Here is a 24,108-nt window from a genome sequence, read left to right on the forward strand (position 1 = left end):
TTTATTCCATATAAACCAGCGGTTCACCGCTATGTACCGTTTGTCCCGCACGGCAGATAATCGCTTTCACTATACCGTCATCATCGGCATAGACTGGAAGCTCCATTTTCATCGCTTCAATAATGGCTACAGTATCGCCTTTCTTCACAGACTGTCCAGCTTCGACAAAAATTTTCCAAATGTTGCCTGTCATCGATGCATTTAAAGCTGCATACTGGCTATAGTCGGTATCGTCTTGCAGGATTTCCATTTCCGCAGGCGCATCGAACTCATCTTTCCAGCGTTCAACTTCAGTTGTAAATGCCTGCTGCTGCTGTGCTTTAAATTCGGCAATACTGTCCTTCTCTGTTTCCAAAAAAGTTTGATAAGCTGCGAAATCAAATTCAGTTTCTTCAATTTTAATTTCCGCCACACCATTGGCAAAGTCGGCACGGAATTGATCGAGTTCAGCTTCGGTTACTTCGTAATATTTAATTTGGTCAAAGAAACGTAAGAACCATTGCTGATCACCAAACTGCTTGTTCTTTTTAAACTTATTCCAAATGGGCAAGGTACGGCCTATCAATTGATAACCGCCCGGTGAGTCCATGCCATAGATACACATGTACATACCGCCAATACCTACAGTGCCTTCGGCAGTAAAGGTACGTGCAGGATTATATTTCGAACTGAGCAAACGATGGCGCGGATCAATTGGAACGGCACAAGGTGCGGTTAAATACACATCGCCTAAACCTAAAATCAGGTAATTGGCATCAAAAATGATGTCTTTGACTTGCTCACGGCTGTCTAAGCCATTAATGCGCTGAATGAAATCGACGTTATTTGGCAACCACGGCGCTTTGGCACAGACGCTTTCTTGATAACGTTCTACAGCACCTAAAGTTGCCGAATCCTCAAATGCCATCGGCAAGTGAATAATACGTGATGGAATTTTGATTTGGCTCAAATCGCCCATCTCATTTTCCAGACCCAATAAGAACTGGATCAAGTTTGCTTGGCTGAAACGCAATCCATCATATTTAATTTGCAGTGAACGCACACCCGGTGAAAGCTCTAAAATGCCATCAATGGTCGCTTCACGAATGAGCTGCATCAGTCGATAAACACGTAAGCGTAATGCAAGGTCGAGAACGTTTTCGCCATATTCAAGCAAGATGTAACTGTCACCTGCCTGACGGTAGACTGCTTTCGGCGCATGCATATCTGCTTCACGAACCGCCAATATCCCTTCAGGCTTGCATTCAAAAGTTGCCACCTCTGACTTTTCAGGTGCTTGAGCAAAGCTTTGGATATCGGCAATTTGCTGAACTTCCAAGGCATTGGCTTGTTCCACACTCATCGGGTAGAAACTGATGCTGTCATCCGCCTTCAGTTGACCAATCTTCCAAAGTTCTGCTTTGGCAATCGTCACTGGGCAAACAAAGCCACCGAGGCTTGGGCCATCTTTGGCCAAAATCACTGGAAAATCACCAGTGAAGTTAATCGCCCCAATAGCATATTCACAGTCATGCACATTGGATGGATGCAAACCTGCTTCACCGCCATTTTCACGTGCCCAGCTTGGTGTCGGGCCAGTTAGGCGAATACCTAAACGGTTTGAGTTAAAGTGTACATTCCATGTTGAAGCAAAAAATTCTTCAATATATTCAGGTTTAAAGAAATCTGGTGCACCATGTGGACCATAGAGCACGCCAATTTTCCATTCTCTGCCATAGCTTGGAATACGCTCTGCTGCCAAAGCTTGCGGTGCTGCTGTTGCAACTTCCAATCCATCTAAAGGCAGGCTTGGATTAACCATTTTAATCATGTCGCCTGCGCGCAGCACTCGCCCTGCATGACCGCCAAAATTACCCAATGCAAAGGTTGAACGACTGCCTAGATATTCAGGTACATTTAGTCCGTTGCGGATTGCAAGATAAGTACGGCAACCTGATTCAACTTGTCCGAGTGCCAAAGTTTGCCCGGCTTTGATGCTGATCGGCTGCCAAAAATCGACATTTACTCCATCTAGAGTCGCGCTGCATGGCGCACCTGCTAAGGCTACGATGCTATCGGCATGAAATTTTAGACTTGGCCCTTGTAAGGTAAATTCAAAGCCTGCTGCCGATTTTGGATTACCCACAACTTGATTGGCCAATTGAAATGCATAATCATCCATCGGGCCTGATGGCGGTACACCAATATCCCAATAGCCCACACGCCCCGGATAGTCTTGAATCGTACTTTGTGTACCCGGTTGTAGCACTTCAATTACATTTGGCACGTATTTAAAATCATCCAGCAGACGTGTCCAGATTTGCATATTTTCAAAGCGTGCATCTGATACTACGGTATGCGCATAGTCTAAGTTGGTACTGATGCCATTCAGGCGGGTTTCAGCCAAGGCTGTTTTTAGCTTGGCAATCGCACTGTCTCTGTCTGCTGCATGCACAATGATTTTGGCAATCATCGGGTCAAAATATTGTGAAATTTCTGTGCCTGTAGATACCCACGTATCCACACGAATGTCTTCAGGGAAATATACATCCGTGAGTACACCCGGACTTGGCTGGAAGTTTTTCACTGGGTCTTCCGCATAAATTCGCACTTCAATGGCAGCGCCATTGGGCTGAATATTGCTGAGTTTTTCCCAGTCCAAAGCATCACCTGCTGCCACTTTGAGCATGCATTCAATCAGATCTAATCCTGTCACCATTTCAGTGACTGGATGTTCAACCTGCAAACGGGTATTCACTTCAAGGAAATACACTTCATCACGGGCAGCATCATAGATAAACTCAACTGTGCCTGCGCTGCGGTATTTCACCAATTGACCGAGCTCTACAGCAGCACGGTGCAATTTTTGACGTGTCGCTTCTGGTAAATGCGGTGCAGGTGTTTCCTCAACGACTTTTTGGTTACGGCGCTGCAAGGAACAGTCACGCTCACCAAAAGCAACGACTTGACCTAAACCATCACCAAAAATTTGTACTTCTACGTGACGTGCTTTATCGACAAAACGTTCGAGAAACACGCCCGCATCTTTAAAGAACTGCTCTCCTAGACGCTTTACACTTTCATACGCATCTTTTAATGATTGTTCATCATCACAGCGGGTTAAACCAATCCCACCACCGCCAGCGGTGCTTTTCAACATGATTGGATAACCAATCTCTGCAGCAGATGCGAGTGCTTCATCCAAATTTGCCAATAAACCTGTACCCGGTGTCATGGGTACATTGGCTGCCGCAGCCAATTCACGTGCACGATGCTTCAAACCAAATTCTAAAATTTGTTCAGCCGTTGGCCCCATAAAGGCAATGTTATTTTCTTCACATGCACGGGCAAAGTCGGCACTCTCAGACAAAAAGCCATAACCGGGAAATATTGCTTCAACGCCGGTTTGTTTTGCTGCTTGAATCAATTTTTCAATACTTAAATAAGTTTCTGCAGGTTTAACACCTTCAAGTGAAACCGCTACATCTGCATCTAAGACATGCTGTGCATAACGGTCTGTCTCTGAATACACGGCAACTGACTGAACACCGAGTTTCTTTAATGTACGAATCGCACGAACAGCAATTTCACCACGGTTTGCAATTAACACTGTTTTAAACATGATTATTTCCCCGAATTTTTTTAATTTGATTTTGCTGTTGTTGCGTGCAGTGATTGGATATAGGCGCGCCAGCCGCCAAATTCACTGATATTTTTTGCACCGTTTAGGCCATAAGGTTCACAAATAAAGCCTTTCACCCAACGTCCATCGGCAAGCTCGACATTGCCCATACCAAGTGGTGTTGGAATTTCAGCAACAAATTCACCAAAGCGTGCTTTTGGAATATCCCAAAGCTCGACAATAATTTTTTGACCCGATTCCTGACGTGCTAAACCTGGTTTCGGCGGTACAGTGCCCGGCAATGCATAGAGGGCATAATCAGCAGAAGTGGTTGTGGTTTCGACATGCACGGCTTGGCGTGTTGTCAGTTGGAAATTGAGTGGCATGCCTGTGAGATGTGCACCCACAACCGCAACTCGAAAATGCTGTGCGGATGGTGCAGAAATGACTGAAGCTGTTTCAGGCAATGTTTTACCCATTGCACCGAGGGGTAATTTCAGTTGCTTTTGCCATTTTTCTGCAAAATCTGCTAAAGCCGTATCGTGCCAAGCTGGTGCAATGAATGTGATTCCAAAAGGCAGCCCGTCGGCACGAAAGCCTGCAGGTACAGCGATGGCACTGAGGTCTGCTAAATTGGTAAAGTTGGTATAGGTGCCAAAGTGACTGTTATATTCAATCGGCGCTTCTGCCATTTCAGCCAGTGTGTGAATGGTTGGCGAGCTTGGCACCACTAAGGCATCAAATTGCGCTAAGGTTTGCTGAATGTCTCGAGCCAATTCTTGCTTTAAATATTCGGCGTTATAAGCATCAACCGCAGTGTACTGCTGGCCTTTTTGAATAATTTCTAAAACTGTTGGGTCAAAGTCTTGTACCGATGTTTCTAATAAGTCTGCAACTGCAGCAGTTCGCTCTGCGATCCATGACCCTTGATACAGTTGTGCAGCCAATTTTGCAAAAGCACTGAAATCAATTTCAGTCAGTTCTGCGCCTAAGTTTTTTAATTCAGTCAGTGCTTGCTGAAATGCATCCGCCGATTGAGCATCGCCAAAAAACTCTAACTGTTTTGGAATAGCTAATTTTAATTGTGTGCTGAACTTTGCAGGCGCTGTTGCTGGATTCACACGTGAATAGCTGTCGCTTACATCAAAACTTTCCATAACATCTGCCACAGCAGTCGCATCAGCGACGGTTAAGGCAAAAATTGAAATGCAATCTAAGCTTTTACAGGCAGGCAATAAGCCTGTATTTGAAAAGCGCCCTTTGGTCGGTTTTAAACCAACAATATTATTAAATGCTGCGGGTATACGCCCTGAGCCTGCGGTATCTGTACCGAGCGCAATCGGGACTAAACCACGTGCCACCACACTGCCTGAACCAGAGCTTGAACCACCGCTTACATAGTCAGGATTGAATGTATTCGGCACTGCACCAAATGGCGAACGTGTACCAACCAATCCTGTGGCAAATTGATCTAAATTGGTTTTGCCTACAATAATCGCACCCGCTTGTTTTAAGCGTTGTACCACATAGGCATCTTCAGTTTTAATTTCAGTAAATAATTTAAACGCAGCCGTTGACGCAAAGCCTGCCACATCAATATTGTCTTTCACTGCAATAGGCACACCAAACAAAGGTAAGGCAGTCGCATTTTCAATTTGTTTTAAAACTTCAATCTGCGCAGTTATTTGTTCTATCGATGCAATTGAAATCCATGCTGGGTCTACGCGATCAAATTGCTCGACCAAGGCATATAAGTCTTCAAGTTGAAGTGTGTTGTTTGCGTAGCCCGCTTTCCATTCCGCTAAAGTCCAGCCTAAAGTTTTTATTGGGTTCATTGATGTGCTCATTCTTGTATCCAAGTTTGAATACTGTATTGCACACATCATGCCAAAATAATATTTTTATTATTTTTCAATATCTTACTTATTAAATATAATTATTTTTATTTATTTCAGACCTATCATCATACACATCTGTTCTAAAATAGAACATTCGTTCACTTTATTTGCACCATGTCAGTTTGAACCGAAAATACAGATCAGCTGGCTCCTGCATCATAAAGCTTATCTTTAATTCAAAGCACAATTCAATCCTGCATTTTGGCTACAGCATAATGGAGAAATCAGCACTGAAGCCAATCCCTCATTCCTTGTACATTAAACATATTCACGCGACTCTAGGCGTACTACATCTACAGGCAATCCCAATAAATACCCTTGCATTTGTTGGCAGCCCAAACGCGTTAAGATTTCCGCTTGCAAAGGTGTTTCCACCCCTTCTGCTGTCACGGTCAGACCCAGTTTAATCGCCAGATGCACAATGCTTTCTAAAATCATTTCTTCTTTGGAAGATGCCGTTAAATCATGAATAAAGCCTTTATCAATTTTTAACTCATCCACAGGTAAATTTTTTAAATATAAAAAGCTCGAATGGCCTGTACCAAAGTCATCAATAGCCAGCTTGATCCCCATACTGCGTAAATGCTCAAAAGTACGAATACTAATATCGATATGGTGCATGGCTGTAGATTCAGTGATCTCAATCATTAAATGATTAGGATTAATACGATAGCGATCAAATAGCGTTTCAAGGGTTGAAAATAAATGTTTATGCTCGAATTGAATCGCAGAGAGGTTGACTGCAATCGGAAGAAACTGCTCATTTTCGCTGTCTTCCCAGAGTTGAATCTGCTTACAGGCTTGCTCAAGTGCCCAATATCCCATTGGAATAATGAGGCCTGTTTTCTCTGCCCCTCCAATAAACATATTAGGTGTCAGCAAACCCAATGTTGGATGTTTCCAACGGATAAGGGCTTCTACGCCACACATGCTTAAATCGCTGGCATTAAACTTCGGCTGATAAAACAAAATAAACTGTTGTTCTTCAACCGCTTTATACAGATCATTAATCAACTTGGTTTGGCTTTTGGTTTCGTGTTGATCGATGGTATAGCTAAAGATAGAATAGGTATTACGACCTTGATATTTCGAGGTCAGCATCGCTGCATCGGCATTGATTAATAAGTCTTGTAAATTACTGCCATGCTCAGGATACATCGCAATACCAATACTGCCGGACAAATTAATTTCTTTGCCTGCAATTAAAAAACTCTCTTGTATAATTTCTAAAATACGTTGTGCAACTTGTGAAGCATGCTCTGTTTCGGTGTGTTCTAACACCATCAAAAACTCATCGCCACCAATTCTTAATAATTTGGAATCTTGATCCAATAAACGGTGCATACGATTGGCCAATTGAATCAACAATTGATCGCCAACATGATGGCCAAATACATCATTTACAGCTTTAAAGCGGTCTAAATCGATATATAAAAATGCAATTTTTTCTTGACTGCTTCGATGCTCCGTAAACAATAAATGTACATATTCAGCTAAATACAAACGATTGGGTAATTTGGTTAAATTGTCTTGTACTGCTTGATTGGCCAGTTCTTTGTTGGCCTTCGAGAGTTGCTTATTACGGTCTTCTAACCGTTGTTCAAGTAGCGCGACACTAAAAGCTGCAATAAAAATTAAAGCTGTAATAAAGAGCACGGTAAATAGCAACATATCATGGCTAGATTGGGCCTGAAGCAAGCTTTGTGTTGCATCTATTTTTATAAACTTTGTCGCAGCCATGCCAATAAAATGCATGCTCACAATCGTCATGGTTAATATTGCAGATACAACCAATTTAATTAGTGAATTACGGTATTGATTTAATTTTTTTTTAAAGGCTAGCCAAAAAGTTAATCCAGAGCCACAAATCGCAACCACTATGGAACACGTTACCACCAGTGGATCATAGTAAATATCATGTTGTTGTACGATCAGGCCCATCATGCCCGTATAGTGCATACCTGAAATACCCAACCCCATTAGCACTGCGCCTAAAATTAAGCGAGCAAATGGTAAAGTTTGGCGTGTGGTTAACCAAACCACAAAAGTAGATGCAATAAAAGCAATAATGTATGAAGTAAACGTTAAACCAAAATCAAAATGATAAGGTGCAGGCATCGTGCTAGCTTGCATACCTATAAAGTGCATGCACCAGATTGCCGCCCCTAAAATGATACCGCTTGCCACCAAGATCATTCTTTCGTATTTAGGCTTAGAACTGCGAAATACCAACTGTTCTAAAGAAACTGCTAAATAACAGACCACCAAGGTCACCAATACTGATCCAAGCACTAGACTGTAATCATAATGTATATGAGTCATATTTAGCTTTTCCGCATCAGCTCTGATTATTGCTCTTTGTACCCAAAATGCTACACACAAAAAAAGGTGGATGAATAGGCTTTTATTAAAAGACTACCTATAAAACAACCAATTGCCTTAAGAATCCATTACTCTGTGTATAAGGTCAAGTATTTATTCTGCGTTTTATTACCCCTTGTCGAAATCCTGAATTTTGATTTGAATTAGGTCACTCAACTGACAGAAGTTGCTAATTTATACCGACTTACGTCACTTTTCCATTAAAAAACCAGTGCATTCATAAATGCACTGGTTTCATTTTCATCTTATAAAATGATTTAAGAAGCTGGCTTATGTTTCGCCTGTAAACTTGCATAATCCAACAGTACATTGGCTGCTTCTTTGACGAAGGTTTCTTCCTCAGGCAATGCAGGGCGTTGATTTGCTTTCATCTTGGCACGCGACTCGACCAAAGCATCCAATGAAGCCTGATAGCTTTCCCAATTGCTATATGGTTTCAATCCTGTTGCTGTACGACGTGCATTTTCTGCATCTAAAGTCTTTTGCTCAAGATCAAGCAACTCTTTTTTGCGTTGCTGTAAATCAAGCACCAATTGCTTTTGCTCATCAGTTTTTTTAGCAAGGCTGGTGCGTTGCTCTAAATACTTAAACTGAGGATCAAGGCTGACACGTTGTTGCGATGATTTAACTAGGTCAGGCACATAGTTTTTGATTGAGCCTTCACGTTTGAAGGGTGCTGTTGGAATCGTGTCCCATTGCAATGCATTTTTTGCCTTACGCTCACCAAATTCTTCATTGTAAATATCGACCAATTTTACATCTGGAATCACGCCTTTGTTTTGGGTACTTCCACCGGTAATACGGTAAAACTTACGTTGCGTGAGCGTTGCTTGACCATAAGCCAAAGAGTCCAACTGCACTTGAGCTGTGCCCTTACCTGTAGTTGTACTACCAATCACAATACCGCGCTCATAGTCTTGAATCGCCGCTGAATAAATTTCACTTGCCGATGCAGAAGCAAGGTTAATCAGTACAGCCAATGGGCCTGCATAGGTTTGAGCACCACCATCATCATCTTCAAATACACTGACATTGCCATTGCCATCGCGAATTTGTACCACTGGACCTGATTTAATCACTTGCCCCAACATGCGCGATACTTCATCCAAAGAACCACCTGGGTTATTACGTAAATCGATAATAATCCCTGCCACATTTTGAGCATTTAATGCTTTTAGCGCTTTATTGGTGTCTTCAGACACAGAACGATAATCTGCACCCGCACGACGTGCACGATAGTTCAAATAGAATGATGGGATTTCAATCACACCAAACTTATAGTTTTTGCCATCACGCTGAATATCCACTGTACGTGAGCGTACGCCTGCATCTTCTTCTTGAATCACATCACGGACAATCGTCACGTTACGTGCTTGACTCATAGAAGCACCTGCACCCAATAAACGTACCGTCACTTTAGTGCCACGCTTACCGCGAATTAAGCCCACAATTTCATTGCTCGGCCAACCCACAACGTCCACCATTTTGTCGCCATCTTGTGCCACACCAATGATGCGATCACCTGATTTAACTTGGCCTGATTTACTCGCTGGACCACCTTCTACAATTGTTTCAATCTTGGTGTAATCTTCATTGCCACGCTCTGGACGAATCGATACCCCAATCCCCTCAAGTTGCAACGTCGTTTGACGGTTTAGCTCCATCGCATCTACAGGCGGGAAATAGTTACTGTGTGGATCATAAGTCAGCATCATTGCATTGAGTGTTTTATCTAACACATCATCGCTTTTTAAACGACTAACACGCTCTAATTGACGGTTATAACGCTTAGTTAAGGTCTGAACTGGGGTTAAATCTTCTGGGCCTTTTAAATCTTGCCCATTGGCTAATTCAGGATTGTCCTTTAAAGCTTTTTGCTTGGCTTGTTCTTCTTCTTTACTGATCGTAAGGTTGATCAGTTGCGACACCAGCATTTTGTTCCAATGCGCACGCTGTTCTGCTTCCGTTTTAAAGAACGGTGCTTTTTCACGATCGGTTTCAATCACGACATTGGGTTGATTTAAATTTTGTGGTTTTTTAAGTTCAGCCAAAATATAGCTATAGAATTGCTTTAAGCGCTCGCGATACTGTGCATGAATCTCATAAGGGCCAGACAAATTACCAGCTTTTAAATTCGCACCAAAACTTGGGCCAAAGCGTTTTTTATAATCTTCAACTTCGGATGCCAAGAACAACGAATGTTCAGGGTCTAGACTGTCTAAATAAAAATCTAGAATACGATTAGATGTATTGGCATCTAAACGCTGATTTAGGTAATGCTGACGATCCACCAAAGTTGCAAGCTGGCGCGAAACCAAGGCTTGCTCTTGTGTCGGTTGAATCGATTGAGTTGTTGCTGGCGCACTTTCTGCCGCAATTGCTTCATTCACAACATGTGTAAAAAATAAACCACCTGTTGCCAAGGCAACGGCGCAAGCTAAAGTTTGAAGTTTCATATCTCTGTCGTACTTCCTTGGTTTACGAACCAAATTGCCTTGTCATTTTTGGACTAGAATTAAATATTTTCAAAATCTTAAATGACTTAATCTGTTTATGTCGTGTAGTTTTATCATAATCTGTGCTGACAAAGTGTAGCAAAACATTGCAGAATTCAGGTATTGTTTTTCCCTAAAAATACCAACACGGACCCCCGAATATGATTGGCGCATTAATGCTCGACATTGCTGGCACAGAACTTACTCAAGAAGATATTGAACTATTAAAGGCACCGCAAGTCGGAGGCATGATTTTATTTGGTCGAAATATTGTCTCACCACAACAAGTTCGTGCCTTAACCGACCACATGCGCCAAATTCGTCCTGACATTTTAATAGCAGTCGATCAAGAAGGTGGTCGCGTACAACGCCTAAAAAATGGTTTTACCCTGCTTCCTGCTATGGGCCAGTTTGGCGAACTTAACTTAACCGAACCTGAAAAAGCCCTCGACTTGGCCGAACAATGTGGTTGGCTCATGGCCACGGAAGTTTTGGCCGTAGGCATCGACTTCAGTTTTGCACCTGTGCTCGATCTAAATGACATTAGTGATGTGATCGGAGACCGTGCCTTTGCCAAAAATATGCAAGACATTGTGCCTTTGGCTAGTGCCTTCCTCAAAGGCATGAAACGTGCGGGCATGGCATCTACAGGTAAGCATTTTCCAGGCCATGGTTCTGTTCAAGCAGACTCACATGTGGCAGCTGCGGTGGATAGTCGTAGTTATGAAGAAATTTATCAAAAAGACATGCAAAGCTTTATCCAATTGCAACCACAGTTAGATGCCTTAATGCCTGCGCATGTAATTTATGAAAATGTTGACCCAAATCCTGCAGGGTTCTCGCCTTATTGGATTCAAAAGGTATTACGCCAAGAATTACAATTTGATGGCGTACTGTTCTCTGATGATTTAAGTATGCAAGCAGCCTGTGTAGCTGGCGGTGCCGATGCACGTATTCAAGCCGCTTTAAATGCAGGTTGTGATATGGGACTGGTTTGTAATAACCGTGAATCGGCTTGCACTGCATTGGCTGGTATTGAGCATTTACCGCTGCCAAATCAACAGCGCCTAGAACGTATGCGTGGCAACATTCCACACATTCAGATTGGTGAACAACTGGAGTTAGGTGCGGAATGGGCAAGCATTCGTGACCGTATTACTGCATTCAAGCAAGGTCTAAGCGTTTAAACGCTATTTTGACAAAATCAATCAGCACTTTTAAGTAAAAGGAACACGACAAATTGTTCCTTTTTCTTTATGATAAAAACAACAATACATTGCAATATAAAGCAAAAAAATTAAAAGAAAATCTAGGGCTTATTTCTTATGACTCAACAACTTTCTGTGCATCGTCATATTTCGTTTACAGCGCATTATACAGGCTATATTTGGTACAGCATGGGGATTTCAAATCCAGTTTTTGCGACCTCTAAAGGTAAGTTTTTAGCAAAGTTGGTACATCCACTCGAAAGCTGGGCCGAAAAGCATGTGGGTGGCAGTATGCGCACCACACTCAAACAACGCCACACCCTCATTGACTGTGAACTGACACAGTTAATTCAAAAACACCCACAACTACAAGTACTTGAGATTGCCTGTGGCCTATCGCCTCGCAGTTGGAACTTTCGTCAAAAATTTCCAACGATTGATTATCGCGAGCTCGATTTGCCAGACATGGCCAAAATTAAAACCCAAGCACTACAAAAGTTAGATCAAAATGCACCTGAAGTACTCACCGCAGATATTTTTAGCCAAGACTTTGAGCGCATTTTTCAAGTTTTCGACCCAAAGCGCCCATTGGTGATTATCAGCGAAGGCCTGATTAACTACTTCGATAAAACCTTACTCAATCGCTTATTACAAGGCATTAGCGAATATGGGCAAGACTTTGAACAATTACATTATTTGACCGATATTTACCCTGAACCCGTCAAAAATAAACTGGCCAATTTTATTTGGACCAGCAGTAAACTATTAAAAGTAATGTCTCGCAGTTCTTTTACTTTTCATTTTATCAATCCGTTGCAAATTCATGAGTTTTTTCAAAATGCTGGCTTCCAGCAAGTTGAGGTACTCCAACCCATCAATAGCCTCAAAAAACCCAATGACAGCAATGTAATTCCCTTTCTCTCCCCTGACGAACACGGCGGGGACTTGGTATGGGTCATTCATGCAGTCATAAAAAAACAGCGCTCATAGCGCTGTTTTTTTACTTGGAATAAGCATACTAAGTGAATTAGCAGACCTCATCCAATAACGCCACTTGAACTTTTTGACGCTGAATAAAACGCAGTAAACGCTCAGCAATATCAAAACTACCATGCTTAAATAAGGCGCGAATTTCATGCTGCTCAGTTTCAAAAATCAAACATTCAATTTGAAACGGGCCTTCTTCATCTTCTAAATGCAGTGCCAAATCACGAGGATATTGTGCTGCTTGCACAACTGCCTGCTCAGTTTGCAAAGTGAGTAATACACCAAAGTAATTCAGATCAACAATTGTAGTTTCTAAACATAAATCCGAATGGCGATGCGTTAAGACTGTATCCGCTTGATGTACGGTCACACGCGCTTCACCACGACGATCAATCTGCGTCATTTGCTCACGTGTCATTGGGATAATGCCATCTAAAGACTGAATAGACTCCCCACGCAAAAAGGTTGCAAATAAGCCCATGGTTTCTTTACGGCGCTGTAACTGAGGAACATGGTCTGCATTGGCAATCATCGCAAACTGCATATTTGGACATTGCAATGCGAAGTTGGCATTTTCATGAGGCAAGGTAAAACTATCATATTGCCCACATGCAACTAAAACATCACATTCAGGAATTGGTACATTGGTTAAGCGCAGTAAGCGATTACAGTTAATGTCATAACGCTCTTGTTCTGTGGCCGTAAACTCTGCCATTTGACGGAAGAACAAACGCTTCGCTGTCGGCGACATTCGGGTTAAATCCATTTTGGCATGGTTCACCAAATACAAAATCACCGCTTGGCCAAACTCATCCATGCGCTGTTCTTTCATAAGATGTAAGGATTCTTCCAATAGCATGCGCCAGCTTTTACGGGTTTTTTGCATCACCCCCATCAAAATCATGCGCTCTACAACATCTGGACGCTGATGTGCCAAACAGGATGCCACCACTGATCCCAAAGACATCCCCAATACAGCCACTTTAGGCATGTGTACCAGATCTAACCACGTACCAAGCATGCCAGCAAGGTCTTCCAATTCTAAAGTGCCTGCAGAGACGCCTGTATCGACATTGGTAATTTGTTGATTAGCGCCCATTGAAGGTAAGTCGATGAGAATAATCGGGCCTGCATCAAACAATTGTTCAACGCAATATTTATAAGAATTAAAATTTTGAAAAGCCCCACCAATAATGACCATTGGTGTTCGATGTAAGGTATCTGCACGAGCGATGGCCATATATTCGACTTTCCAACCATCGATCCAAGTCGTACGTGGTGGTTGTTTAAAGCTGTTGCGGTCGTATAAATCAAAGAAACCGTAATGCGTACTTGCCTGTACTTCAGGTTCCATTTGGATAACGGAATTCATATTCCTTTCCTCCATCCTTGCTTATTTTTATTGTGCAAGAAATCAATTAGAGATCTCTGCTTGCTTCAAGCATCCTGCTCTGTCGCGAATTTATCAGACGTCAATGTCGTTTATGTTTCATTCTATACAGGAGATGTTTTTACAAGCAACTGCTTCTTGCACCACTCATCTGTTTTCAAGTGAAAAACATTTTCAAAATGTGAATAACACGACTGTTTCACACGTTTTTTCTTCTTGAGACTTCTTTGCGAACAGATAGACTGCTAATATCAAAGGGTAATTTTTATGTGATCACAGCGCTATGCAAGAGTCTATTGAACAATATATGCACACGGTAGGTCAGCAAGCACGTCAAGCATCCCGCGTGCTTTCCAGTGCGTCTACCCAAATTAAAAATCATGCGTTATCTGCTATTTACACTGCTTTAGAAAACAATGAAGCGGAAATTTTGGCAGCCAACAAAAATGATATGGCTAAAGCACACAACAACAATTTAGACAGTGCGCTTCTTGATCGCTTAGAACTTACCCCCACACGCTTTAAAGGCATGCTACATGGCCTGAAAGATGTAATTGGTCTGACAGACCCCATTGGCGAAATTACAGATTTGGCTTACCGCCCTTCGGGTATTCAGCTGGGTAAAATGCGCGTACCGCTCGGTGTTGTCGGTATGATTTACGAATCACGCCCGAATGTAACCTTAGAGGCAGCCTCATTGGCCCTTAAGTCTGGTAATGCCATTATTTTACGTGGTGGTTCAGAAGCCTTGGAATCCAACCAAGCAATTGCTGCGGCCATTCAACATGGCTTAAAAGCAGCGGGTTTACCTGAGTCTTGTGTACAAGTCATTAAAACCAAAGATCGTGAGGCGGTGGGTCAGCTCATTACCATGTCCGAATATGTTGATGTGATTGTGCCACGCGGTGGTAAAGGACTGATTGAACGTATTACCAATGATGCACGCATTCCTGTGATTAAACATTTAGATGGTAACTGCCATGTTTATGTAGAAGCGCAAGCAGACTTACAAAAAGCCTTGCCAATTGCACTCAATGCCAAAACACACCGTTACGGCGTATGCAATGCCATGGAAACCTTGTTGGTCGATGAAAAAGTGGCTGATGAATTTTTACCGCGTATTGCCGAATTGTATGCAGAAAAGCAAGTTGAACTCCGTGGTTGCCCAAATGTACGTCGCATCTTAGGGGATCAAGTTCAACCAGCCAGTGAAGAAGATTGGTATGAAGAATACCTTGGCCCAATTTTAGCCATCAAAATTGTGTCTGGGATGGATGAAGCAATTGACCATATTAACCAATATGGCTCACATCATACCGATGCGATTATCACTGAAAACTTCAGCCTTGCGCGTCAGTTCCTTGCGCGAGTAGATTCAAGCTCAGTGATGATTAATGCCTCCACTCGTTTTGCCGATGGTTTTGAATACGGTTTAGGTGCGGAAATTGGTATTTCTACAGATAAAATCCATGCCCGTGGCCCTGTTGGTTTAGAAGGCTTAACTTCTCAAAAATGGGTTGTGTTTGGCGATGGTCAAATCCGTCAATAAAACGAACTCATCAGTTTAATCTTTTCATCCCCTCAGTAGAGTCATCTGCTGCGGGGATTTATATATATAAAAGAATGAATAAGCATATTGAAGATATATTCACAAAGAACAACTGTGGTATTCAGCCTGCAAGTACAATTTGTGGCGTATGAAGAATCTATAAAAACACCCACAATTCAGAGTGAGCACAAGTACAAGACCTGCAATCTAAATCAATAAACTACTGTTTATAAAAAATATTTAATAGAATTAAAAAATTAGATGCAACAATTACATACAGTTTTAAAGCTAAATAAGCTTAAAATTCGTGCTAATCTAATTTAAAAAGAGAAAGATAAATTTTAGCCTGTATTTTATCGCGTTAAGTGTATTTTTCTTGAACAGAGTATTTTATTAATAAATGAAAACTATCAACTGATAAATTTTAATTATAATTGTACATGGGGTCGATAGTGCTTAAGTCTAATCTCCTAAAGTCTATCTAGGACTAAAAAAAAACACATGATAAAACATCATTATTACTGATCTACAACGCAGCTCAATGTGTTCAGATCACAAAATGGATAAGTAATTTAATTAGAATTCGGGTAAGAAAAACGTGTCTACATCAGTATTAGTAATTAACTGCGGGTCTTCTTCAATTAAATATGCGTTGGTTTCTGAACGTCGTGAAGACCGTATTTTCGGTTTGGCGGAAAACCTAGGCTCACCTGAAGCTCGAATCAAAGGAATTACCACTGGTGGTGAAGCACTTGAACTGTCTATTCCAAATGCTGATCATGAAAAGGCACTAGAAACCATTCTTGAGCGCTTAGCACATCACAACCCACAAGCGATTGGTCACCGTGTTGTACATGGTGGCACACTTACCAAAGCTGAATTACTGACACCTGAAATTATTGAACGTATTCGTGAAGCAACGCCACTTGCACCACTTCACAACCCAGCGCATTTGGTTGGTATTGATGCCACTATGCGTTTGTTCCCGCACTTGCCGCAAATTGCGGTATTTGACACAGCATTCCACCAAACTATGCCGTCGCATGCATACCGTTATGCATTGCCTAAATTCCTCTACACCATGCATAACGTACGTCGTTATGGCTTCCATGGGACCAGTCATGCTTATGTATCAGAACGTGGCTCTCAACTTGCAGGAAGTTTCAAACAAGGTGGTTGGTTAACAGCACACTTAGGTAATGGTAGTTCAACCTGTGCAATTTGGAATGGCCAATCTGTAGATACTTCTATGGGTCTCACTCCTCTTGAAGGTGTGGTGATGGGCACACGTAGTGGTGATGTCGACCCAAGTATCCATAGCTTCTTAGCATCAAACTTAGGCTGGGATATTTATAAAATTGATAAAATGCTAAACAGCCAATCTGGCTTACTTGGCTTATCTGACCTTTCCAACGACATGCGTACGCTAATTGAAGCGGCAGATGAAGGCAATGAAGATGCAGCACTTGCAATTGAAGTCTTCTGCTACCGTTTAGCCAAATCTTTAGCAGCACTGAGCTGTGGCTTACCACGTATTGATGGCTTGTTCTTCACAGGTGGGATTGGTGAAAACTCAGCACTCATTCGTGAAAAAACCTTGGCATACTTACCACACTTCGGTTTTAACTTGAGTAAAGAAAATAACAATGCATTAAAACGTGGCACTGAAGGACGTATTGATGCAGGTACAGGCCCACAAATTTGGGTCGTTCCAACCGATGAAGAAGGCCGTATTGCCAAAGAAACAGAGCATGTAGTGGCAGCATTGGAGCGCCCAACAACAAAAAAGTCTGAACCAGAAACTGAAGTTGCATAAGCAACTTCGGTGTTCATTTCAGCCCTTGCTTTAACATATTTTAAAACTTAGCTTTTTTGATTTTGACATTATGAAAACGATTTTACTTGTACCCACTGGGGAAAGCGTAGGTTTAACCTCCGCATGTTTGGGCTTAATTTATGCGTTGGAATGCCAAGGCATTAAAGCTGGTTTTTTAAAACCTTTTGCCCAGGAAGCACAAAGCACGACAGATCGCACAACTGCGCTTTACCGTCACCTTTTTAGCAATGAAACAGTTGAACCGATTGCTTATACAGAAGTTACACGTCGCTTAAGTCATGATGAAAATGATGAACTGCTAGAAGATGCTGTTCGCCTACACCGTGAAATTGCAAAAAAGCATGATCTGATTATTGTTGAAGGCTTAGTGCCGAATAACCGTGATGCTTTTGCTTCAGAGCTTAATGCAGATCTTGCCAAAGCACTCGATGCAAAGGTGGTGATTGTGAGTACGGCTGATATTCGCAATCCTACAGAAACACTTGAAAAAATTGAAACACAAGTACGTACTTTTGGCGGTGCAAACAATTCACGCGCTGCAGGTGTATTGTTCATGCGAACCAAAGGCCTGCCTGAAAGCGCAGCCCAAGTGCCGGTAACACTTGATCCAAGCTTACGTTTAATTAGCGATAGCACTCAATTTGCAAATCAGCTACAAGCATTAAATGTACATATTGGTTCTGAAAACTTTCCAATTATTGGCCTCGTCCCTTTTAGTAATACCCTGAGTGTGCCACGTATGTCTGATCTTGCATCGCATATTGCCGCACACTGGATTAACGAAGGCGAAGCCAAACAACGTCGCGTATTACATAGCAGTTTGATTGCATCGAATATTGAGCATGAGCTACATAAATTTGTGGCGGGTGAGCTGATTATTAGTGCATCTGACCGCATTGATGTGTTACTGGCAAGCAGCCTTGCAAGTAGTAACGGTATTCCATTGGCTGGTTTAGTGCTCACAGAACACCATGCGCCCAATGAAAATGTTTTAAATTTCTGTCAAACCGCAATCAAGCAAGGTTTGCCTATTTTGCATACCCCGCTCAGCACCTTTGACACCGCCGAAAAACTAGCGAAGCTGAGTAACGAAATTCCAGTCGATGATACGGAACGTGCCGAGCAAGTGACACGTTTTGTGTCGAGTCATATTGACCCTGAATGGATTACTCAGTTGATCAATGGCTCTTATAAGCCTCGCCTTTCGCCTTCGGCATTCCGCCATGAATTGGTACAAAAGTCGATTGCAGCCAAAAAACGAATTGTATTGCCTGAAGGTGATGAGCCACGTACGGTACAAGCCGCTGCCATTTGCCAAGCACGTGATATTGCTCAATGTGTGCTATTAGCCAAACCAGAGGTTGTGGTTGAAGTAGCGAAGGCACGTGGTATTGAGTTACCACACGATCTTGAAATTATTGATCCCGACTTAATTCGCGACAACTATATCGAGAAAATGGTTGAGCTCCGCAAAGGTAAAATGAACGAACTGCAAGCGCGTGAACAGCTACAAGACACCGTTGTATTGGGTACGATGATGCTGGCACTCGATCAAGTCGATGGTTTGGTTTCAGGTGCCGTACACACAACAGCCAATACTGTACGTCCTGCATTTCAGCTGATAAAAACTGCACCAGACTATTCATTGGTATCTTCTGTATTCTTTATGCTGTTGCCAGATGAAGTCTATGTATATGGCGACTGTGCGATCAATCCAGATCCAAATGCAGAGCAATTGGCTGAAATTGCAATTCAATCTGCAGACTCTGCCAAAGCCTTCGGTATTGACCCGCGCATTGCAATGATTTCTTACTCAACAGGTACATCGGGTGCTGGTGCAGATGTTGAAAAAGTTGCTGAAGCAACGCGTATTGCGCAACAACGTCGCCCTGACCTGCTTATTGATGGCCCATTGCAATACGATGCTGCATCTGTAGAAAGTGTTGGTCGCTCTAAAGCACCAGACTCTAAAGTGGCTGGCCGTGCCAATGTGTTTATTTTCCCAGACTTAAATACAGGTAATACGACTTATAAAGCGGTTCAACGCTCTGCCGATGTTGTCAGCGTAGGTCCAATGTTGCAAGGCTTAAACAAGCCAGTGAATGACTTGTCACGTGGTGCATTGGTGGATGATATCGTCTTCACGATTGCCCTCACTGCTATTCAGTCTGAGCAACAAGTTGCTCAATAATCTTTAATACCCAGTTTTCCAAACCATCTAATTAAACAATTGGATGGTTTTTTTATGTGGATTTCGTATAAGTAATTTATGTTAAATTATTTTATTTAATAAAATGACCAAGTTGATTTCGTGTTAATTCAGGTAGATTTAAACTTATATTACTATTTTTTAATACATAAACTTTATTCTTCTCTAGTATTTCGATTGTTTCTAGCAAATCATTAATTACAGCACTTAAGTCAACTTCATAGACTTCACAAAGAACAAACAAATGTTCAATGTTGAAATTCATGTGTCCAGATTCTAATTTTGACATACTAGATTTATTAATTTTAACAAGATTAGCAGCTTCATATTGGTCTAACTGCCTATTGGATCTATATGTGCTAAATAATTGACCTAAAACACAATTTAAATTAGTTTGATAAATGAAATTATCCATAAGAGAAAGTAAAAAAACCTATAAATTTACTATAAATATATAGAAAAAAATAAATTCTAAAAGATATTTTTTTTAAACTAAGAATTTTTCAAATAAAGCAAAGTTTCTAAAATAGAAATTTTGCTTTATTTGAAATCTGATTGTATTATACATTTTAATTACGATTTGTTTGGAAATTCCATGAAACAAAAATTACCTAGATATGAAATGCATAAATATTGGGGGAAAAAACCACCTCAAGATCTTGCTAGACTTCTAGAAAAATATACTAAGGTAAATGATTTAGTATTTGACCCCTTCTCTGGGTATGGAGTGTTTGCTTGTGAAGCTATTTTACTAGGTAGGAAAGCGATAAGTCATGATCTAAATCCTGTGGCAACTTTCATTCAAGAACAATTGTTAAACCAAGATATAGATTTAAAAAAATTTAAAATTGAAATAGAAGCCATTCTTTCCGAAGTAGAAAAAGACGTAGGTTCCGTATATCAAACAGTATGCCCTCTATGTAATTGTCCAGCACCTATCACAGCTAGTTTAAGAACTAAAGAAGACGTCCTTTTAGTGAACAAAATCTCTTGTGATTGTTCAAGAGCTGCCATTGAAAAAAATGTAGATGATAGTGATCTCCAACAAATTAAGGATATCGAAAGTCATATAGAAATTCCGAAACATCCGAATACATTACTTATTCGGAATGGTCGAATAAGTGCTAAAGAGGGTATGTATACAGATCATTTATTTACTAAACGAGCACTTTTAGTTCACACCAAGATTTGGAAAAAATTAAAAGAAATTGATGATTTAAGTATTAGAAATTTAGCTCTATTTGCTTTTACATCTAACTTAGCCAATTGCTCACGCTTAGTTCCACCTATAAAAAGTAGAGGGGCTATGTCTGCTGGAGCATGGATGACTGGTTTTTATACAGGTGAAACATACATAGAAAACAATGTCTTACACTACTTTAAAAATAGATTTAAAAAAGTTTTAAATGGGAAAAAAGACTTTTTAGGTAGCTTAAATGGAAGAATTAATAAAGTAGAGGATATTAACGATTTATATGTTAGCTCTAATGGTGGTTATGCCATTTTAAATGGAGATGCAAAAAAATTAACCATTCAAGATGAAACTGTTGATTATATTTTTACTGATTTTCCTTATGGAGATTCTGTACCATATTTTGAACAAAGTATCCTTTGGAATACTTGGTTAAATTTTGATGTGCAATATCAAGAAGAAATTGTAATTAGTGACAGTAAACAGCGTGAAAAAGATCAAGTTAATTTTGCCAAGGATATTCGGCAAGCAGTAGAAGAAATTTATCGGGTTTTAAAGTTCCAAAGTTACTTTACTTTTACATTCCATTCATTAGAAGGACGTGAATGGTATGCTCTTATAAAATCTTGTTTAGATTGTGGCTTTGTCATTGAAAATATTGAGGAAATGACTCAAAAAACTTTACCACCAAGACAGTTGAATAGAGCTGTAACTATTAAAGGTGACATGTTAGTGACCTTTAAAAAGGTAAATAAAAATCGTGAAATTACTTATCTATCAGAAGATCAGACATTGAGTTGCTTTGATGAGATTATTCAATCTGATAAAAGTTTTTCAGAAAATTATTCTTTACTAATACAACATTTCTTTAAAAATTCACTGATTTTTAGTGAAATCAACATGTCTGAAGAAATATTAAAACGGATGAAATAAATTAAAAAATATGGGGGGAACTCCCCCATATTAAGTAATTATTATTACTTTTTATTTTATAACGATAACTGACAAGGCATTTACTTTATAAGTCCCATTGAATGTTGGATCTTTTTGATATTTGTACTTAATAGTCATCAAATTTTGAGAAGTTAGATTATTAATTAAATTATCAACCTTTAGCTTAATATCCGTTAGATTTCCTTTCAGTGGTCTTGGATCTTCATATGAATCCTTATAGGCTAAAAAAATATAAAATCTATTATTATTTTTGAATAATCTTTCACCTTGATATTTATAATTCCACCAACACGCCTTTTTTAAATTCTGTTCTGTTTCTTTAACTAGTTGAGAGCGACTGAGTGTAATGTTTGTAAGAAAGGTACTGATAGATGGATCTACAGATGCATATTTCTTAAGTTCATTGATCAAGTCAAGCTTTGTGAACTGACCATAATTTGGTAAAGAGTATTTCTTTTTTACTGACTTATAAAACTCTTTAATTTCTTGAATTTCTGTAACATTTGCTCCAACCACATAGTCATCATCTCCATTTGCTGGGACTAAACCTGATTTAAGTAAATTATAATACTCTTCTGATAGGTGAGTTACCTTTAAGTCAAAGGGAACAATTTTGCCATTCAGCTCTATTAAAAAATCAACATATTTAATTTTTCTTAGAGTTGGTATTACATTCGGATGATCATTAAATATGTGTTCTAGTAGATCAGAAGATGCTTGGTTATAGTATTGCCAATAAATATAGTCTTGAACACTATTGTTAATAAGGTCATGTATTCTTGTATCTAACTCTTGTTTAGATTGAATAGTTTTATCCCGAACTAATCCACTCACAAGATCATTCAAATTATCATTTCGTACACCACATTTGACACTGGTGAATCCTTGTAAAATGGTAGGTAAGTACTGTTCTTGATCTTGGCGTATAGATTTAACAGCAGGGTATTCCGATCTTATAAAATTAATCAAATCCTGAATGGAAATTGTGGAATCATAAATCACTTGATAAAGATCATCAGGTTTTGGTTTTTTAGGTAGGGAAAGTTTTCTCTGGGCTATTAATTTAAGCAAATGTTGTTTATCTAAAGATCTGACTAAAATATATTTACTAAATCCTGGCTTTTGCTGTAATAAGAATAAATCAGTATTTCTTTTCTCAAAGTCTGTATGTAATTGATTAAAACTCATTTGTTTCCTCCTAGCAATTAGAGGAACTTATAGTTGAAGTATCAATAAATCAAGAAATAGTTTTCTTCAATCATGATGTAAATATTTATATATTCTTAATTTTCTCTAAAATTAACATAATACGCGCTATACAAAATGCTCTCTCTTCATTCTATAAAAATCATTCTTTTAACCACTATCCAAAAGCCCAACTCCTGCTAATTGGACTTTTTGATACAAGCCGTCATATTCAACGCTCAAGATCCACTCATTGTTTCGCACGACTATTTAGTATGAATTCGTCATAACTTTTGCACCAGCCACACCGTATGCCCCGCACAATCAGCATCTTCAGCAGTCATCTTTAACACTTTAAAGCCATGCTTTGCCAGTAATGCCCGATACTCTGCTTGCGACAAACTGGCATGATACAAAGCATCACCAAACATCTCTCCAATCGCCTCACCTTCTGCTGGGCCACTTGTAAACATGAGTACTGTGCCTTGAGCTGACAGTTTGGCAAATTGCCCAAACATCTGACGCTGCTCCTCTGGTGTTAAATGAAAGAAACTATCCCATGCCAAAATGCCTTGAAATTGTTGATTCAGCTCGACTGTACGCATATCTGCCACATGCCAATTTTGACTAGAGAAATTACGCTGTGCCATGTCTATCATCACAATTGAAGCATCTATGCCAGTTATCGTATGGCCTTGCTGAATCAAATAATGCGCAATCGGCCGCCCCGAACCACAACCCAAATCTAAAATTTCAGCTTGCTGTAGCAATAAGGCTAAAAAAGCATCCAACCACTGTTTTTCATATAAATATTCACCACGCAATGCAGTCCAAGCACGACCATGTTTGTTATAAATATCAATAATATTTCGGGCAAGATGCATCTGATTAGTCATCACGAATGCCAAGAGGATTTTTAAATCAGTATAAAGAAATCGAGAACAGAAAAATTTATTTTTAGAATAAAATACAAAATTGCAGACATAAAAAAAGAAGATGAAGTTTTAAACTTGATCTTCTTTCTGTCCGTACATCCACGTTGCGGCGATATAAATTGAGAAGCCTACAACCATCAAAACACTTGTAACTGTCATCTTTATGACCTGTGATTTATGTTGAGTTTATTATGCGAAAGTTTTATGACAGTTATATGACAAAGCCGTCATAATTTTAATAATATTTTTTAATAATAAAAACAATAACTTAAATATTTAATTTTAA

General features: G+C 40.1%; 14 protein-coding genes. 6 read left to right on the forward strand and 8 right to left on the reverse strand.

Going from position 1 to position 24,108, the window contains the following annotated elements; genetic code table 11:
* Position 1: 1 nt before the first annotated feature.
* From uca to C9E88_RS13780, 4 genes are all read right to left on the reverse strand, one after another.
* Positions 2 to 3,601, reverse strand: a complete 3,600-nt coding sequence (gene uca, locus C9E88_RS13765) for an urea carboxylase (RefSeq protein WP_106985166.1) — start codon at positions 3,599 to 3,601, stop codon at positions 2 to 4.
* A 20-nt stretch (positions 3,602 to 3,621) separates the two neighbouring features.
* The gene (atzF, locus tag C9E88_RS13770; RefSeq protein ID WP_106985165.1) at positions 3,622 to 5,436 is read right to left on the reverse strand and encodes an allophanate hydrolase; all 1,815 of its coding nucleotides are present in this window, start codon (positions 5,434 to 5,436) and stop codon (positions 3,622 to 3,624) included.
* A gap of 321 nt (positions 5,437 to 5,757) precedes the next feature.
* Positions 5,758 to 7,821 (reverse strand): bifunctional diguanylate cyclase/phosphodiesterase, encoded by a 2,064-nt coding sequence (locus C9E88_RS13775; RefSeq protein ID WP_106985164.1) that lies wholly within the window; start codon positions 7,819 to 7,821, stop codon positions 5,758 to 5,760.
* 317 nt (positions 7,822 to 8,138) lie between these two features.
* Complete coding sequence (locus C9E88_RS13780; RefSeq protein ID WP_106985163.1) at positions 8,139 to 10,337, reverse strand: carboxy terminal-processing peptidase; 2,199 nt, start codon at positions 10,335 to 10,337, stop codon at positions 8,139 to 8,141.
* Positions 10,338 to 10,537: 200 nt separating this feature from the next.
* Between C9E88_RS13780 and nagZ the strand changes: the two genes are divergently transcribed.
* Together nagZ and C9E88_RS13790 are read left to right on the forward strand one after the other, a co-directional pair.
* Entirely contained in the window at positions 10,538 to 11,563 is a 1,026-nt protein-coding gene (nagZ, locus tag C9E88_RS13785; RefSeq protein WP_106985162.1) for a beta-N-acetylhexosaminidase, read from the forward strand.
* Positions 11,564 to 11,701: 138 nt separating this feature from the next.
* Entirely contained in the window at positions 11,702 to 12,574 is an 873-nt protein-coding gene (locus C9E88_RS13790) for a class I SAM-dependent methyltransferase (RefSeq protein WP_106985161.1), read from the forward strand.
* A 37-nt stretch (positions 12,575 to 12,611) separates the two neighbouring features.
* Here the strand turns inward: C9E88_RS13790 and C9E88_RS13795 are convergent, their stop codons facing one another.
* Positions 12,612 to 13,943 carry an alpha/beta fold hydrolase gene (locus tag C9E88_RS13795; protein ID WP_106985160.1) on the reverse strand — a complete coding sequence of 444 codons (1,332 nt, stop codon included), beginning with the start codon at positions 13,941 to 13,943 and terminating at the stop codon, positions 12,612 to 12,614.
* Positions 13,944 to 14,244: 301 nt separating this feature from the next.
* Here C9E88_RS13795 and C9E88_RS13800 point away from each other — a divergent pair, with 301 nt between their 5' ends.
* The 3 genes from C9E88_RS13800 to pta all read left to right on the forward strand — a co-directional run bounded on the left by C9E88_RS13800 (position 14,245) and on the right by pta (position 19,538).
* A complete protein-coding gene (locus C9E88_RS13800; protein ID WP_106985159.1) occupies positions 14,245 to 15,510 on the forward strand; it encodes a glutamate-5-semialdehyde dehydrogenase in 1,266 nt (421 codons plus the stop codon).
* Positions 15,511 to 16,108: 598 nt separating this feature from the next.
* The gene (locus tag C9E88_RS13805; RefSeq protein WP_106985158.1) at positions 16,109 to 17,326 is read left to right on the forward strand and encodes an acetate/propionate family kinase; all 1,218 of its coding nucleotides are present in this window, start codon (positions 16,109 to 16,111) and stop codon (positions 17,324 to 17,326) included.
* A 70-nt stretch (positions 17,327 to 17,396) separates the two neighbouring features.
* Positions 17,397 to 19,538 (forward strand): phosphate acetyltransferase, encoded by a 2,142-nt coding sequence (gene pta, locus C9E88_RS13810; RefSeq protein WP_106985157.1) that lies wholly within the window; start codon positions 17,397 to 17,399, stop codon positions 19,536 to 19,538.
* 91 nt (positions 19,539 to 19,629) lie between these two features.
* Here the strand turns inward: pta and C9E88_RS13815 are convergent, their stop codons facing one another.
* Positions 19,630 to 19,971 carry a helix-turn-helix domain-containing protein gene (locus tag C9E88_RS13815; RefSeq protein ID WP_106985156.1) on the reverse strand — a complete coding sequence of 114 codons (342 nt, stop codon included), beginning with the start codon at positions 19,969 to 19,971 and terminating at the stop codon, positions 19,630 to 19,632.
* Positions 19,972 to 20,151: 180 nt separating this feature from the next.
* Between C9E88_RS13815 and C9E88_RS13820 the strand changes: the two genes are divergently transcribed.
* Positions 20,152 to 21,681 (forward strand): DNA methyltransferase, encoded by a 1,530-nt coding sequence (locus C9E88_RS13820; protein WP_106985155.1) that lies wholly within the window; start codon positions 20,152 to 20,154, stop codon positions 21,679 to 21,681.
* Positions 21,682 to 21,732: 51 nt separating this feature from the next.
* Here the strand turns inward: C9E88_RS13820 and C9E88_RS13825 are convergent, their stop codons facing one another.
* Positions 21,733 to 22,890 carry a hypothetical protein gene (locus C9E88_RS13825; protein WP_106985154.1) on the reverse strand — a complete coding sequence of 386 codons (1,158 nt, stop codon included), beginning with the start codon at positions 22,888 to 22,890 and terminating at the stop codon, positions 21,733 to 21,735.
* Between the two features lie 281 nt (positions 22,891 to 23,171).
* The gene (locus tag C9E88_RS13830; protein ID WP_106985153.1) at positions 23,172 to 23,783 is read right to left on the reverse strand and encodes a class I SAM-dependent DNA methyltransferase; all 612 of its coding nucleotides are present in this window, start codon (positions 23,781 to 23,783) and stop codon (positions 23,172 to 23,174) included.
* Positions 23,784 to 24,108 lie beyond the last annotated feature (325 nt).

This window comes from Acinetobacter cumulans (genome assembly GCF_003024525.3).
GTDB classification, from domain to species: domain Bacteria; phylum Pseudomonadota; class Gammaproteobacteria; order Pseudomonadales; family Moraxellaceae; genus Acinetobacter; species Acinetobacter cumulans.